The sequence below is a fragment of the Coprobacter secundus subsp. similis genome, from assembly GCF_015097275.1.
GTDB classification, from domain to species: domain Bacteria; phylum Bacteroidota; class Bacteroidia; order Bacteroidales; family Coprobacteraceae; genus Coprobacter; species Coprobacter secundus.
Map to the genome: position 1 here is coordinate 2,613,210 of NZ_AP023322.1, position 14,749 is coordinate 2,627,958.

At 38.4% G+C, this 14,749-nt stretch carries 14 protein-coding genes; 4 read left to right on the forward strand and 10 right to left on the reverse strand.

Features of this window, described 5'->3' with window-relative positions:
- Positions 1-31 precede the first annotated feature (31 nt).
- The 10 genes from Cop2CBH44_RS10620 to Cop2CBH44_RS10665 all read right to left on the reverse strand — a co-directional run bounded on the left by Cop2CBH44_RS10620 (position 32) and on the right by Cop2CBH44_RS10665 (position 9,137).
- Complete coding sequence (locus Cop2CBH44_RS10620) at positions 32-388, reverse strand: hypothetical protein (RefSeq protein WP_117859764.1); 357 nt, start codon at positions 386-388, stop codon at positions 32-34.
- Between the two features lie 92 nt (positions 389-480).
- Positions 481-936: a hypothetical protein gene (locus tag Cop2CBH44_RS10625; RefSeq protein WP_117859763.1), complete on the reverse strand. Its 456-nt coding sequence runs from the start codon at positions 934-936 to the stop codon at positions 481-483.
- Positions 920-1,489 (reverse strand): pentapeptide repeat-containing protein, encoded by a 570-nt coding sequence (locus tag Cop2CBH44_RS10630; RefSeq protein WP_117859762.1) that lies wholly within the window; start codon positions 1,487-1,489, stop codon positions 920-922. The genes Cop2CBH44_RS10625 and Cop2CBH44_RS10630 overlap by 17 nt, the downstream gene beginning before the upstream one ends.
- On the reverse strand, positions 1,476-2,192 hold the full coding sequence (locus tag Cop2CBH44_RS10635; protein WP_117859761.1) for a hypothetical protein: 717 nt from the start codon (positions 2,190-2,192) through the stop codon (positions 1,476-1,478). The genes Cop2CBH44_RS10630 and Cop2CBH44_RS10635 overlap by 14 nt, the downstream gene beginning before the upstream one ends.
- A gap of 108 nt (positions 2,193-2,300) precedes the next feature.
- Entirely contained in the window at positions 2,301-3,704 is a 1,404-nt protein-coding gene (locus Cop2CBH44_RS10640) for a mobilization protein (RefSeq protein ID WP_117859760.1), read from the reverse strand.
- Between the two features lie 281 nt (positions 3,705-3,985).
- Entirely contained in the window at positions 3,986-4,942 is a 957-nt protein-coding gene (locus tag Cop2CBH44_RS10645; RefSeq protein ID WP_117859759.1) for a toprim domain-containing protein, read from the reverse strand.
- 232 nt (positions 4,943-5,174) lie between these two features.
- Positions 5,175-6,365 (reverse strand): primase-helicase family protein, encoded by a 1,191-nt coding sequence (locus Cop2CBH44_RS10650; RefSeq protein ID WP_117859758.1) that lies wholly within the window; start codon positions 6,363-6,365, stop codon positions 5,175-5,177.
- A 4-nt stretch (positions 6,366-6,369) separates the two neighbouring features.
- Positions 6,370-6,684, reverse strand: coding sequence for a helix-turn-helix transcriptional regulator (locus Cop2CBH44_RS10655; protein WP_117859757.1), 315 nt, complete (start codon positions 6,682-6,684; stop codon positions 6,370-6,372).
- A 169-nt stretch (positions 6,685-6,853) separates the two neighbouring features.
- A complete protein-coding gene (locus tag Cop2CBH44_RS10660) occupies positions 6,854-7,795 on the reverse strand; it encodes a DUF6043 family protein (protein WP_181995823.1) in 942 nt (313 codons plus the stop codon).
- A 7-nt stretch (positions 7,796-7,802) separates the two neighbouring features.
- Positions 7,803-9,137, reverse strand: a complete 1,335-nt coding sequence (locus Cop2CBH44_RS10665) for a site-specific integrase (protein WP_007763430.1) — start codon at positions 9,135-9,137, stop codon at positions 7,803-7,805.
- Between the two features lie 415 nt (positions 9,138-9,552).
- On the opposite strand from Cop2CBH44_RS10665, the gene Cop2CBH44_RS10670 reads away from it, so the two are divergent.
- The 4 genes from Cop2CBH44_RS10670 to Cop2CBH44_RS10685 all read left to right on the forward strand — a co-directional run bounded on the left by Cop2CBH44_RS10670 (position 9,553) and on the right by Cop2CBH44_RS10685 (position 14,613).
- Complete coding sequence (locus tag Cop2CBH44_RS10670; protein WP_200754775.1) at positions 9,553-10,128, forward strand: DUF2284 domain-containing protein; 576 nt, start codon at positions 9,553-9,555, stop codon at positions 10,126-10,128.
- Entirely contained in the window at positions 10,125-10,838 is a 714-nt protein-coding gene (locus tag Cop2CBH44_RS10675; protein ID WP_200754776.1) for a Dph6-related ATP pyrophosphatase, read from the forward strand. Before Cop2CBH44_RS10670 ends, Cop2CBH44_RS10675 begins: the two co-directional genes overlap by 4 nt.
- 39 nt (positions 10,839-10,877) lie before the next feature.
- Positions 10,878-11,660, forward strand: a complete 783-nt coding sequence (locus Cop2CBH44_RS10680) for a Cof-type HAD-IIB family hydrolase (RefSeq protein WP_200754777.1) — start codon at positions 10,878-10,880, stop codon at positions 11,658-11,660.
- 370 nt (positions 11,661-12,030) lie between these two features.
- Positions 12,031-14,613: an AfsR/SARP family transcriptional regulator gene (locus Cop2CBH44_RS10685; protein ID WP_200754778.1), complete on the forward strand. Its 2,583-nt coding sequence runs from the start codon at positions 12,031-12,033 to the stop codon at positions 14,611-14,613.
- The last annotated feature ends 136 nt before the right edge of the window (positions 14,614-14,749 follow it).

Below are 14,749 nucleotides of genomic sequence, written 5' to 3' on the forward strand. Positions count from 1 at the left end.
TTTTCATACCATTCGTTTAAAAAGTAGCTACTTACAATTTATTACAATTCTTTTTGATTATCTTGTTGCTTCTATTGATTTTCGGATTGGATGGCAAATACACTATTGACACGGTATCTCCAATGGTTTTACTTGTCCATTCTTTACCATAGTAGGCAACGCCATCAACCTGAAATTTATAGTGCATATAACATCTCTTGCCGTTTTTATATATAACAGCCGTAGTACATATTCCGTCTCTTCCCAAACGATAATTGTTGTAGGTTTCATAACCTCCTTTTATCAAAAAAAACAGCAGAAACAGATAAAACAAAGGATTCCTCCTGAACTTGTTCCAGAAGGTCTCACGGGATTTCTTTTGTTTCTTCACTTGTATCTTTTTCTCCATAAGTATCGTTAGTAATTTCTAATTAATGTGTAACGACCTGTCGTTTAATATTTAATTTTGGTAGGGATTTAGCATCCCTTTTCATTGTTTCATTACTTTTCTGTCGAAATATCATTCTTAATCTCTTTGTTTGTATATAATAATCGTTTGGCTATATATGAAATGGCGCAAGAGAGTATAGGAACGAATATAGTCCATAACAGCATTATAATTCCGACCAGTTCATTAGCAGTAATATAAGATCCTTCGTCAGGAGGAATATTCGCAGGGCATCCACCATTATCATTCCAATCCCACACAAAGCAGAACAGTCCAAAGGAAAGAATTGCCGTTGTAATTAGGAACAAATATCCAGCTAATTTCCACCATTGGTTGCCTTTATATAACTTCCACGCTATGATGCCACCGGCAAGGAATAAAATATAAAACACAACGACCATTAAGTTAAAAAAAATGAGATGATTGATCCACATGATAAAAATGCACATCGTAGTACATGCCAACACGATTGCTTCAAATATCCAAAATCGCTTATCGGTCAGTTTCATAATCTGTCGGGAATTTAGTCGTTGATAAATCTATGCCACCGCGAAAGTCAACGTCGATCAGACTTGCTTTGGTAAAATCCACATCATGTAACTTACCTTTATTGGAAACCCAATAATAGAGCCGATTTTCATAATAATATCTATCATATTGAGGACCACAGAACACACAGTTGGCAACCTCTCCGATAAAATTGCAATGAGCAAATGAGGCAGCAATAAAGGCTGTTTGGAAATCACAATTAATGAATGTGCAGTTATAAAAATCTGCAATTCCGAAATGACGCAACTTTACTCGTTCGAATGTGCAATGATGATAAACTGTTCTACGGTGCAATACAAGTGTGGTAGAACCTATATAAAAATGCTGTAGCTTTCCTCTTTTGAAAACGCAGTCATTAAAGTAACAGCCTCTTGCTACAACACCGGTAAAGTCGCAACCTTCAAAACGACATCGTTCAAAAATCTTGTTTGTCCACCATACAACAAAGCCTCCATTATAAAACGGAGTTTTCTTGAATTCTTGATTGTAATAATGTTTATCAGTAAGCTTCATGATTTAAAACTTCGTTCTTTATCAAATAATCCTCAAAGCCGTTATACTGGGTATAACATTGAAGGTATTCCTTGTATGCAGGATAGAAGATACGGCATTCATTTATCAGAGCCTTGTCGTCATATCCTAATCTATTGGATATAACTTGAAATTCATCAACCGAAAGTAACATTCCAGAAATATCATCTATGTCCGCACCGTCCATACCATTAAGTACACCTGTCGGCATTTCGTGTAAAGAGAACTCTAAAAAGTATTTCAAAGTATGATATTTGTATTTTATAGCAAATTCATTGTCAGGATATTGATCCAATAGTTTATCTGCTAATTGTCGTGGCTGATATTCAAAACGAAGAACTTCGCAAAACATATAGAGTACATTATTAGTATTGCAATAAGTCCCTTCATGACCTTGAAAGCATCTGAATAGGAAACGAATACCCTCAATACCTCCTGCTTCAATATCCTTTTGGACCGTTTGAACAATAGCTTTCCGTACAAAAATAGGATTGAGGCAATAATTACCATGCAATTTTCTAAACTCTTCAAGTTCTTCGAGTGTAGGCAATGGCTCACTATATATATTCTTTTCCCATGTAGAAAGTAAAACATGCCGCTGCTTACGTTGCTGCTTGGAAAGTCCATTTGCAGAAAACCGTGAAAAGATTTCAAGATATTCTTTTAATAGCTTATGTTGTTCCATATGTACAAGGATACTAATTAAAATACTCCAGTTACAAAATTATAAAAAATGCCATTCATTAGCCTATAATGAAGTGCATTTCTTTTGTGATTCAGCAATATAGATGGTTTATAGCTTCATTCCTCTACTTTTTGGGGGCTCTTCCGCAAACTGTCGCAAACCTTGCCTTAGTATCTCCCATTGCTCCTTGAACCATTCACCTATTGGCTGTCGGTTTATGGTTAGTACCAACTTGTTCCCATCAACCGGACTTTGCTCAATTTTGAAAGTGGCATTTTTTATTTCAAATCTCCGTCTATACTCTTCGGAATAGATTTTTCCGCTGCACCTGATTGCTTCCCTTTTGTATAAAAGAGAATCAACCATCCCCTTGGTAAAGCCAATGACATAGCATAGTTTTTCCATTCTCAGCATTTCTTTGAGCAATGGGAACCAACAGAATGCTTTTTCGAGAATGGTACTCAATCGTGATATTTCCTTGTCTTTGGCTTCAAGTTCTTGATTATGTACTCCTTGAAGATTACGAATTTGTCTGCCATACTGTTCCTGCATTTGTTGCATCTGAACTTTTAAGTCATCAATGCTTTTGTCACGCTTGGAAATTTCATAGCGTAAACTTTCGTTGGCTTGTTCCAAATCTTTTAATTTACCACTTCCGAAAAGAGAACCGACACCGCTGGTTATGGCAGTGGCTACATCGGTAGCTGCACTTTTGAGTTTGTCCGTGCGTATCTCTGCTTTTACTTGTTTGAGTTCCTGCTCGGCAAGGCTTACCTGTTGCTCCTTGTGTCGCTTGGTTTCCTCTATACGTTGCAGTTCGGCTTTCTGTTTTTTTATGATGAAATCGTTTCGCTCCAAGTGCTCCTTACCAGTGACAGCTTTTGCCTGCCCACGTTCCATCAGCAGAATATCGGAAGCAAGGGTCTGCATGGTTGCCATATCCTCATCATTGAGCTTTCGGCTCTTTCCAGTTTCGTGGTTCATCCAGTCGAAGACGATATGAGCATGATAGTTCGGCTTAAACCATCTGCCCCCGATTTGAAAGCTCTCTTTATCTTCCGCTTCCGGCTGACCGTTCAGCCAATGTCCTTCGTCTTTGTGCAGGAAAATTTGTAGCGGAGTGATGCCCCAGCGTCTTTGGCACTCTTCACCGAATTTGCGTACATCAGTTAGTGTGGTGTCCGGTCTGATGAGCAATACTCCTTCACGGATGGGTGAACATCCCGCCACCTTGATAATCTTTCCATTCTTTCCCTTACGTTCTCTTTCCTTTTCCTGCATGGCACGTCCGGTCTTTTCCTTGACCATTTGCTTGATATTGTTATAATGAGTTCGCAGTTCGGGAGTGCCGAAGTCGGGATTTATCCACTGTTCGTTATCGGTGGAAAGTTCGGGAACGACATAGATTCTGGACTCTCCGATATTGCGCATGTATTCGGCAGTCCTTCGGTTGTGCGCCTCGCTCGATGCGATTCTGCAAGGTTTGATATGTATGCTTGATTTTGTTGCCATAGCTTCTTTTCTTTGTTTGCAATTGATTATTCTGCTCGCTTTCGCAGAGGGGTTATTTTATGAATCTCGGCTGCATTCGGCATAGGTCAAGCAAGCTTGCCTCTGCTCTCATTTGCACGAGATTTCTTAGGGGTAACCCATAAGCGGAGATTGCAAAGAGAGGGTCACTCTTTGCTCGGGGTTCTCAGGGGTGAAACGCCCTGAGTGGGTCATTAGGGCAAAGCCCTAATCCCCTCGGGAGAGCCCACAACTACGAAAGCGGAGCGTGTAGTTATAGTGGGCTATAACCGAAAGCCGTTTTTCTTTTTCGGTGACTGGCTGCTCACTTCTTTGACAGATTGGAGCTGCCCTTTTTTCTCAGCCTGTTTCTGTAAGTATTCGTTCAAGTCCTTGCATCCGCTGTAAGTCTGTGAAGCGTCACGGATGTATCGGTCTCTGCCGTATTCCTTGCGGATTTGTTGGAGGGCTTCCATGCCTGCATGGTCGTTATCAAAAAAACAGTGGATGCGTTCGTAGCTGCCCAACGGATAGAGAGCTTTATTCACATTCGATACGGAATTTAATACGATATAGTCCTGTCCGTCCAACTCCGGATAATTTGGGCAGCTCTCCTGTCTCAATGTCAGAAAGGAGAGGTAGTCCATAAATCCCTCGAACACATAACAGGTATTCCTCGCTTTCCCAGACTGTCTGATGTGGGAGATTTCCTTTGGAGCGATGCAGCCCTTGAAATAGCGGTTGCGAACCTCAAACCCACCCGAAGCATTGGGAAAGGCGATGGCAAAGTACCGCTTGCCGTTGTGGGTGAAACGGGCTTCACTACATTCTCTTTTCGCCAGTTCTGTATTTATTCCTCTACCTTGCAAGTAGGCAAGCAGGGCAGGAGATGACAGTGGAATAATCTCCAACTGTTGGAAGCTCGGCTCAGAAGAGCTTTGCTTGCCAAAAGAAAAAGATACCGGGCGCACGTGCGGTGTCTGCTCTGCTATCCGTTTCAAGATGTAAGGTACATGGTCGGTAGCGTACAGATGTGCAGCCAGTGCAATGATGTTTCCGCCCTTTCCCAAACCGAAGTCATACCATAGTTCACGTTCGGTATTCACTTTGAACGATGCTTCACTCTCTTCCCGAAACGGAGATTTGTACCAAAGGTTGATACCTTGTTGCTTTACTGGTGAATAACCCAAGCTGTGCAGGTAGTCAGCTATTCGTATGCTTTTAGCTTCTTCTATTGTCATTTTCTTGCGGATTTGTTGGTGAATGAAAAAATGATGATTTGATGAATTTGGAATTTAACACACTGTTAAACAGCGTTATATCGGCTCATCTTTTTCTCATCAGATTGCTTGCCAAAAGAGAAATGATGTTTTCTTTTTTCATCAGCAATCGTTGTTGATGAGTGTTTGATGAATACATATCTATCTGTAAGGCAATATATTACTTCCCTTATTCATCATTTCATCAAAATAATTAGATAGCGGTCAGTTGTTCTTTCGTTACCGTATAAAACCGACCAGTTTTCCTTTTCGGCTCATAGTGGCACTCACGATGGGGTGCGAACTCATAAGCGGTGTAGGATAGCGAATTGTGTGCGGAAGTAAGTTTCCATACTTCCTGCACAACTTTCCTCACTTGATACTTTTCAACCTTGACCTGTGAATAGAGTAGCAAGGTTACAAGGTCGTTCAGGCAGAATGATACGCTTTCCACGTTCATGTTCGACATGATGTCAAGCAACAACTCGGTCATTTCTATTTCCAGTCGGTTGCGGTTGCTTCGGATTATTTTCTGCAAGGCTGCGGTATGTGTCAGTCTTGGGTTGAACCACATACGGCTTTCCTGTGTTGTGGATAGTTCCCTTTGGGTCAGGAAATAAAGAAATGCGGGTATTTCCGCTTTTAGCTTTTGCAGAAAGTTGGTATCATCACTCTGCAACGGCATTATCTTCCGCACCCAGTAGCGTGTTTCTCCTGCGTCTATGAGTATGGGCAGATATTCGTTGTTGGAACATAGCACGAACTTGGCGAAGAAAGCAATCTCCGTTCGGTCTTTGCCTTTGGCTTCCATCTTGTAGGTGAAAGTGGTGCTCAGGTTTTTCAACCGTTCGCTGTCTTCCCTGCGGTTGAGCAAAACTTCGTCCACGACGATTAGCAGCTTTCCTGCCCAGTCGGAATTGAATTGGCTGCGGAAATCTTCGTTGGTGTTGAAAGTCACGTTGTTCTCAAACACGGCTTTCAGGAAGTTCAAGAACGTGCTTTTGCCTGTGTTTCGTTCTTCTGAAACAAGTAGGATAATAGGCAGCTTCTGTGTCGGCTGTAGATACAGCAGTTGCATATAGTCCATACCCAGCTCGTATTGTTCCCCGAAGATGTGCCGCATCAAGGATTGGATGTGGGAGAAGTCCCCCTGCTGCGGTTTATGCTCTATAGGCTCGTAAAGGTTCAGAAATCCCTCAATCTCCTTTTGGTAGTTCAAATGGTTGGGAACGGTGCAAAAGCCGTCATACTTGGGGACGGTGGCAAGATAGTTCTTTCCATAGTCCTGCCGTAATGTGCTGTTGTTCCATACGACACGTTTCTTTTCATAACCGCCATTAGCGCATGGCTGATTGACCACCTTGTACAAAGTTGTTCCTACGCGCATATATTCTTCCTCCTTCATAGGCTTAGATTAAAGGGTTGTGTTCACCTAAAATTCTCTGAATGTCGGATTGTCGGTATCTGACCTTGTTTCCAACCTTTACAGGCTTCAGATAGTTTTTCTTAGACCAGTGCCAGAGTGTGGTATCACAAACACCGCACATCGTTTTCACTTCCTCTTTGGTTAGATACTTCTCCTTTCTTGCTTCCGCAATGGCGGTAGAAAGTTCATGCTTCGCACGGCTGATTAACTGGTTGGAGAATAATAGCAAATCTTCTCCTGTTACTTCCAACTTGATGTTGCCGTTTCCGTTTTGGATAATTGCCAATATGTCTGTCATAGGCTTCTTGAAACTGCCGGTTGTAAGACTTCTCGTTTCGGCAGTATTATAAACGAAAAGCCACTACCCCGATTAGGATAGTGGCGCAAATATATAATGAAAAACAATCGTAAAACAATGATATTCAATTCGTTAAATTCGTAAAAACGAAAAGCGAATTAAACGAGTTTCAATTGGATAGATAGGCTTTCAATTCCTCGATGGCTTCATGGTCTTCACCAATGTCTTTTACCAGTTTCTTGCTGTTTCCGAGTGGTGAAATGAGATTTTTGTATGCTTTCTGAATGCCTCTTTCGTGGACGATTTCTTGTTCATTGAATTGCTCGTGCAGTGCGTTTCTGAAAGTCTTGATGGGACACTTCCGCATAAAGCGGTATTCCACCAGTGCGATAAACAGCCGTGCTATATCTGTTTCCGTAGCATGGGTTTTTAATCGTGTGCCAATTCTTTCAATCAGTATGTCATGCCTTTCTATCAGAAGTTCGGGCAACGTGCGTGTGTCGGCTTTGCGCCCTGCGGTCTTTGGCTGTTCTTCCTGCAACATATCTGTTTCTTCCTCGTCCATGTCTTCATCTTCTTCTATTGCCCATTCCACAAGAGTATTTTCCTCAATGGCTTTCTGTTGCTTCCTGAATACTTGCCAGTCCTCTTTGGTTCTCATGCCATTGGCGATGCTTTTTCTGATAATGAACTTGACCATGCCGGAAACAAGCCATTTGTATAAGGTGGGAATATCCTTTTTTTTGGTCAGTTCCTCACCCTGTTCCACCATGCATTCATAGCTTCGTCCGTAATAGAGCCATGCAAGCATGGCAGGAACAATGCTTCTCTTGTTCGGGGTATGAAACTCATTCACTATCTTCTCGGCAAGGTCTGATTGTAAAAGGACATTTTCCAATTCCTCGAAATCAGGGTTTCTATCATCGCCTATTCTCTTGCGTGCTGCTTCTTTATATTTCGGAACAAGCCTTACAGCCGTATTGAAAATATTGAAGAATCCTTTGAACTTCTTGTCGTTCATTTCTTCTACGAAATCGGCATATTCATCCGGATGGCTGTCGAGCCATTCCTTTATCAGTCTTTTGAAATTATCATATTCTTGTTGTCCCATACAAGTATCAGTCTAATAGTTTTACAAGGTCTTTCTTCATTTCTTCGTCAATATCTCTGTATCGTCTGAAAGCTTTACTTCCCTCCTTGTGTCCCGACAGTGCGGAAACGAGGTTCGGGTCTTTCACTTTTTTATAGATATTGCCGATAAATGTACGTCTTGCCAGATGGCTGCTTGCCACTTCATAAATTGGTCGTTTGATTTCGTTGTGCGTCAACGGGTCTAAGATTGTTACGATGCGGTCAACTCCAGCCAACTTGAATATCTTTTTTATGGCATCATTGTACTTTTGCTCGGATATGAACGGCAACAGTTTTCCCTCATATTCTTTGTAGCGTTCAAGGATTTCCTTCGCTTTGTCGTTAAGTGGAACACGTACCGTAACCGGATTCCCCTCTTTGGTTTTCTTGGGAATATACTCTATGGCTTCATTGACCACATTTAGTTTGGTCATTCGGTAGAGGTCGCTCACCCGACATCCTATCAGTGTCTGAAATATGAATATATCTCTCTGTATTGCCAGTTGTGGGGTAGCTGAAAGGTCGGCATTGAAAATTCTATCTCTCTCTTCAAGTGTTATATAATAAGGTGTACCGTATGTACATTCTTCTATCGGGAATTTGTCGAAAGGTCTGTTTGTGGTACGCTTGTTATCGAAGCACCACAAGAAGAATGTACGTATTCTTGAAAAACAGTCTATCAGCGTGTTCTTGCTTCTGGGTTGTGGTGTCCTCTTTTCGGGAATGGCTTCATAAATGCTCGGGTAAAGTTCATAGTACTGGTATTCGTTCTGAAAGAAATCCCACATATCCCGAAGCGTGTCAGGTGTTACCAAATCCACGTCAAGGATAAAGCCCTTTTGTCCTCTCTTCGTTGCCCTTACATATAGTTCATAACGTGCTAACGCACGTTGTACTACTCGAAAGTTCTTGATGCGAACTTCTGATAATTTATGCTTGACAAGAAATTCAGCAAACAAATCCAGCAAGGTGGGTTTGGTTTCCGCTGCAATCTCTTCTTCTGTTTTATATCTGTTTGGATGATGATATTTGTCTATGAGTGTGCTTAGCCATTCGCTGTCAGCTTCCGGTGTGTACTCTTGACTTATCAGGTTGATGATGTTCTGTACTTCGTTGTTCAGTGCCAGTTTCTTTTCTTCATGAACAAGGGCTACTCTGTCTTTATAACCTTGCTTCTCGCTACTCCAGTGATTTGGGTTAATTGTCAGCTCACTGGCAGCTTTAATGTCCTTTTTACCATCTCTTAATCGGAAATAGATTGTAGCTACACTATTGGTGTCGTTTTTACTTGCGGATTTTCGGATAAAGGCTGTTGCTTTCATAATCGGGATTTTTAGTAACGGTACAAATATATAAATTGTTCCCAAATTGTTCCCAATCATCCCGAATTTATTTCAATCCGATTAAATAGAATTAACTAAGTGTGTGTTTATAATGTATTGAATATTAGTGTATAATGCTTTATTTTTCTTTGATTTTCTATTTAATAGGATTGTTCCCAATTTATATATTTCAAATGCGGGTCTGGGTACTGAAGCGGAGAAAGTTGAAAAACTCTCTCCGCTTTTGTTATTTTCTTATTCTATTCCTGTCTCATTTCTTATCTATACCAATAAAATAATAACTGCTTCTCTTGGTAAAATACCATATCGGAAGTACTTTTGGGAAAAAGTACAATCAAAAAGAAACCCTCGTCAAAAAGAAATGACAGTATGTAATTACAATACAAAAACCGATATGTATACCATAAAAGAAAAATCCGTCTGTATAAATACAGACCTATACATAGAACGTTATCATAATCCTCAAAAATTTATACAATTCTGCAAAGAGTGCAAAATGTATAACTCCTGTTGGAGCTGTCCTCCGTTCGATTTCGAGACAAAAGCTTACTTACTAAAATATACCTCAATTTGGATTATAGGTACTCAAATTTTTCCTTCCCAATTTGAGCGTTCTTTTGCTACTAAAGAAGAACTCATCTTATACGAACAGAATTTATTAACCAAAGTCAGAGGCCAGCTCGACCCCCTCCTTCTTACTTTAGAAAACAAATATCCGGAAAGCCGAGCTTGTTTTGCCGGGACATGTCATTTTTGCACCCCCTCGAAATGCAAAAGAAATAAAAATCTTCCTTGCATATATCCTCAAAAAATAAGACCTTCTCTAGAGGCACTGGGATTTGATATAGAACACACTACATCCGATTTATTGGGTATTGAACTATTGTGGAGCAAAAACAATATTCTCCCAGAATATTATACCTTGGTCAGCGCATTTCTTACCAACAATAAAATCAAAAAATTAATATGACAAATCTTTATCGAAAAAAAGCTGTATTCAATTGGAGCGGAGGGAAAGATTCGGCACTCGCCTTATACAAAATATTACAAGATAAGAATTATGAAATAACTTCTTTACTCACAACCGTAAATAAAGAAACTCAATACTCATCGATGCATAGAATTCCTGTCTCTCTTCTCAAAGCTCAAGCAAAGAGTATTGGACTGCCCATCTATATTGTAAACCTCCCTCCTAAAGGTGATATCAACGACTACGAAACAAATATGGCAGAAACTGTACTTTATTTTAAATCCCTCGGTGTCAATTACTTTGTCTTCGGAGATATTTTCCTCGAAGACATACGAGCCTATCGGGAGAAACAACTAAAACCGTTCAGTATCAAAGTCGTAGAACCGTTATGGGGACAATCTTCACAAAATATTATGAAAGATTTTTTATCCTCAGGGTTAAAAACCATTATTATTACCACCGATGCCGAAAAATTAGGGAAAGAATATATCGGCCAAGAAATCAACATGGATTTACTCAATAGTTTTCCCAAGGACATTGACATTTGCGGCGAGAACGGAGAATACCATACATTCTGCTATGATGGAAAAATATTCAAATCTCCTGTTAAATTTTCATTAGATAGAGCAAAAATTCAGAATTACAAAATAAAGGACGAAAATGGAATAGAAAAAGTATTTCGTTATTGGTATGCTTCTATAGTCCCCTGAAAAGTAAAATATTTATTATTTTTACAAATAAAATAAGTTATGATAAAAGCTGCATTTTTCGACATAGATGGAACTCTAATCAGTTTCAATACCCACTTAATACCTGATTCTACCATAAATGCAATAAAAAAATTAAGGCAACAAGGGACGAAAATATTTATTGCCACAGGAAGGCCTTTATTCTTGATTTCTTTACCCACGGACATCATTATAGATGGTATCATCACATTAAATGGAGCATTCTGCATATCTTCTGACAAAAAAGTAATATACAAAACTTCTATTCCTAAAGAAGATATCAATGCAATCATTCGTTACCAAAAAGAGACCGAACATTTCCCTTGCCAGTTTACGACACAAGACAATACAGCAATAAACTTTATCAATCAACAAGTCATCGACCTTTGCAAATTAATAAATGTTCCCGTACCTCAAATTAAACCCTTAGAAGATATTGCTCAAAAAGACATCTTACAAATAAACATATATGTTGACAAACAAAAAGAAGAAGAACTTCAAAAGACTGTTTTTATCCATTGTGAAGCCAGCCGATGGAATCCCCATTTTGCAGATGTCAATGTAAAAGGCATTGACAAAAGTACCGGTATAAAACATATATTGGAATATTATCAGATAAATTTAGAAGAGACCATCTCTTTTGGAGATGGAGGTAACGATATTCCCATGCTGAAATATACCCGTATAGGTGTTGCTATGGGTAACGCTTCCGACGAAGTAAAGCAAGCCGCCTCATATATTACTGACACGGTAGACAATGAAGGTATTGCCAAAGCGTTAAAACATTTCTCTCTTATCCAGTAAAAATTTCACTGATAGCTTTATAGTTATGTATCATCTATTTTTGTTTTTTGAAATCTTTAGAAAATATATCGGTAATACAGAAAATTTTTATATTTTTGTTTCTCGACAAGTCTTAAGGCAATTTTGTATTTTACTGATTGTCAACTATGAAAATACAAAAGATTCTTAGATTAGTGATTTTTAATAACAGTTTTAGTTAAATTTGAACAATACATATAGAATTTACACACATTACAAAACATTACTATATTATTAGTCTACAAACTATTATTATAGATTCGATCCAGTTCTATATAGTACATTCATTAAAACTCGGAAAAAGACAAAAGACATATTATTGAATTATCTTTTTCAGACAAATATTTTTAATATGCTTTACAGACGAATTCTTCTGTTACTCATAATTATCAATTCTTTTTTCAATACAAAGAGTGAATCTGCTAATAATAATATACGTTACGGACTTACTTTCCGTTCCCACTCTGTTAATCAAGACCAAAGAACCGGTGTTGATTTAAGTAATTGTAACCTGTTTTTAAAACCGGGAAGTACTATTGAATTTGACCTCCGTTTAGACAATAAACCGGAAGGAACCTACGGATATATCTTCAGGCTTATTTGTAATGATACATTAAGTTTGGACTTCATTGCCAATACTTCTTTATTGAAAGTAAACTTCGTAGTGGCCAGTACCCAGCACATTTATTGCAATAAAGAGTTTCATTTAGACAGCAATTATGACGAAAAACAATGGTTTCCTGTAAAAATTCGCTTCAACATATCGGACATCGAGTGCTCTTTTAACGAAACCACTTCAAAAATACCATTTCAAATTCCTAACCTAAAAAATGCTCAATTGCATTTAGGCAAAAATCATCACGGTAATTTTTATACAACGGATGTACCCCCTATGGCAATCCGGGACTTAAAAGTATGTGATGAAAAAGGAAAAACCTTACGTCATTGGAAATTTGCAAAGCATCTCGAATCATCAGTTTTAGATGAAGTAGACGGCTGTATTGCATTAGTAAAAAACGGAGAATGGGAAATTGACAAACACATTTCATGGAAACCCGTAATATCCATACATTTCAAAGAAACTAATCCACAAATTGCTTATGATAGCGATTCAGGACGCATTTTTATCGCAACGGCAGATTCTCTAATAACTTATTCTGTTGCTACAGATATAATATCCCGAGTAAAAACAAATAAAGGTGCACCTTTTCGATGTGGAGGAGGAAGTGCCCTGTTATATGATAAAGAAAGAAACTGTCTGATTTCATATAGTACACAATTTCCAGACCTTAATATTTATAATTTCCAAAACCAAAGTTGGTCTGGTTCCGGAACTGAGATTTTACCACCTATACAACAGCACAACCATTTTATAGATTACAAAAATCATAAACTGGTTTTATTCGGCGGATATGGTATGCACCAATACAAGGCAAATTTAATTGTCCGGGACTTATTTGACGGTACATGGAAAACCACAGACCTGAAAACTCAAATAATGCCTCGCTATTTAAGTGCAGCAGGACTTTATGAAGACAGTGTCCTGATGGTAATGGGTGGCTATGGCTCCCCTTCCGGAAAGCAGGAAGAGCTGCCCCAAAACTTGTATGACCTTTACAAAATCGATTATCCAAATGCTAAATGCGAAAAAGTTACTAATTTTACAATTGCCGGAGATCCCATCGCTATGGGCAATTCACTATTAATCGATAAAAACGAGCATACAGTATATACATTAGCATACAACAATGACCGTTACAATTCATTATTGTATCTCATATCTCTTGACTGGGAATCATCACGAACAACAATTTTAGGAGACACGATATTATACCATTTTTTCGATAGTGAATCATATTGCGACCTTTTCTTAGATAAAGAAAGCAATAATCTTTATACCATAATTTTACAACAAGTACCCAACCAAAATGGATACTTTGTATCTATTTATTCTATGGCCTATCCCGTATTACAGTCCAAAGATGTTTTGCAAGCGGAGAAAACATCCCCTCAGCCCCAAGCTAAACTTATCTTTGGAGGGATAGGTATAATCTGCCTTATCTTAATCAGTTATTGGATTTGGCTTAAAAAAACAAAAAAACATTCTCAAATAATATCTCCCGAAATTATTACTTCGTCCAATACTAAAGTCAATCCTATACCTAACGAATCCTCTCCTATCCCAGCAACATCTACTATCAATTTACTCGGAGGATTTCAAGTATTCGATCGACAGGGTATAGATGTCACAGGAGGCTTCTCTTCCGTCCTGCGCCAACTATTCCTATTTATTCTCTTACATTCAGTAAAAAATGACGGACGAGGAGTCAGTTCACTAATGTTAGACGAAGCTTTTTGGTCAGGAATGGATAAAAAATCCGCATCAAATAACAGAAGTGTAAACATAAGACGCTTACGTCTCTTGTTAAATAATATAGGAGATATTACTTTGACCAATGAAAATAGTTATTGGAATATCAAGCTAGGGAAAGATGTTTTCTGCGATTATATAGAAATATGGAAACAACTAAAAAAATACCAAAAACGAAATAGCAATTATAACCGAGAGACAATAGAAACAATTATCGCTCTATCCTCTAAAGGCATGTTATTGCCAAATGTCAATGCTGAATGGGCTGACGAATTCAAATCAGAATATGTTTCTCGCGTATCGGACATTCTATTATCTGCAATAGCTCTTCCTGAATACAGTTCTGACTCCAAGCTTTCACTCCAAATAGCAGATGTCGTTTTATTACTATATCCTACTGAAGAAGAAGCCGTAAAACTAAAATGTCGCTTATTATATCAGCTGGGGCACAAAGTTCTATCAAGACAATGCTATGACAAATTTTGTGCTCAATATATGTCTTTATTAGATACTCAGCCAGACTTCAGCTATGAAGATATTATTTCTTCCAAGAATAACGATTAAAAAATAAGCATATCATATATAAAGTATCATAAGCAAGAATTTTTAGTAGTTCTTGTTTATGATTTTCATTGCTAATTTCTTCTTATAAACACTAAAATTATTCTTCCTAATAAAAAACATATATATATTTATATTA

Coding starts and splice junctions, on each gene's coding strand:
- Cop2CBH44_RS10620 (WP_117859764.1), bottom strand. CDS start 388: ATGGAGAAAAAGATACAAGTGAAGAAACAAAAGAAATCCCGTGAGACC.
- Cop2CBH44_RS10625 (WP_117859763.1), bottom strand. CDS start 936: ATGAAACTGACCGATAAGCGATTTTGGATATTTGAAGCAATCGTGTTG.
- Cop2CBH44_RS10630 (WP_117859762.1), bottom strand. CDS start 1,489: ATGAAGCTTACTGATAAACATTATTACAATCAAGAATTCAAGAAAACT.
- Cop2CBH44_RS10635 (WP_117859761.1), bottom strand. CDS start 2,192: ATGGAACAACATAAGCTATTAAAAGAATATCTTGAAATCTTTTCACGG.
- Cop2CBH44_RS10640 (WP_117859760.1), bottom strand. CDS start 3,704: ATGGCAACAAAATCAAGCATACATATCAAACCTTGCAGAATCGCATCG.
- Cop2CBH44_RS10645 (WP_117859759.1), bottom strand. CDS start 4,942: ATGACAATAGAAGAAGCTAAAAGCATACGAATAGCTGACTACCTGCAC.
- Cop2CBH44_RS10650 (WP_117859758.1), bottom strand. CDS start 6,365: ATGAAGGAGGAAGAATATATGCGCGTAGGAACAACTTTGTACAAGGTG.
- Cop2CBH44_RS10655 (WP_117859757.1), bottom strand. CDS start 6,684: ATGACAGACATATTGGCAATTATCCAAAACGGAAACGGCAACATCAAG.
- Cop2CBH44_RS10660 (WP_181995823.1), bottom strand. CDS start 7,795: ATGGGACAACAAGAATATGATAATTTCAAAAGACTGATAAAGGAATGG.
- Cop2CBH44_RS10665 (WP_007763430.1), bottom strand. CDS start 9,137: ATGAAAGCAACAGCCTTTATCCGAAAATCCGCAAGTAAAAACGACACC.
- Cop2CBH44_RS10670 (WP_200754775.1), top strand. CDS start 9,553: ATGTATACCATAAAAGAAAAATCCGTCTGTATAAATACAGACCTATAC.
- Cop2CBH44_RS10675 (WP_200754776.1), top strand. CDS start 10,125: ATGACAAATCTTTATCGAAAAAAAGCTGTATTCAATTGGAGCGGAGGG.
- Cop2CBH44_RS10680 (WP_200754777.1), top strand. CDS start 10,878: ATGATAAAAGCTGCATTTTTCGACATAGATGGAACTCTAATCAGTTTC.
- Cop2CBH44_RS10685 (WP_200754778.1), top strand. CDS start 12,031: ATGCTTTACAGACGAATTCTTCTGTTACTCATAATTATCAATTCTTTT.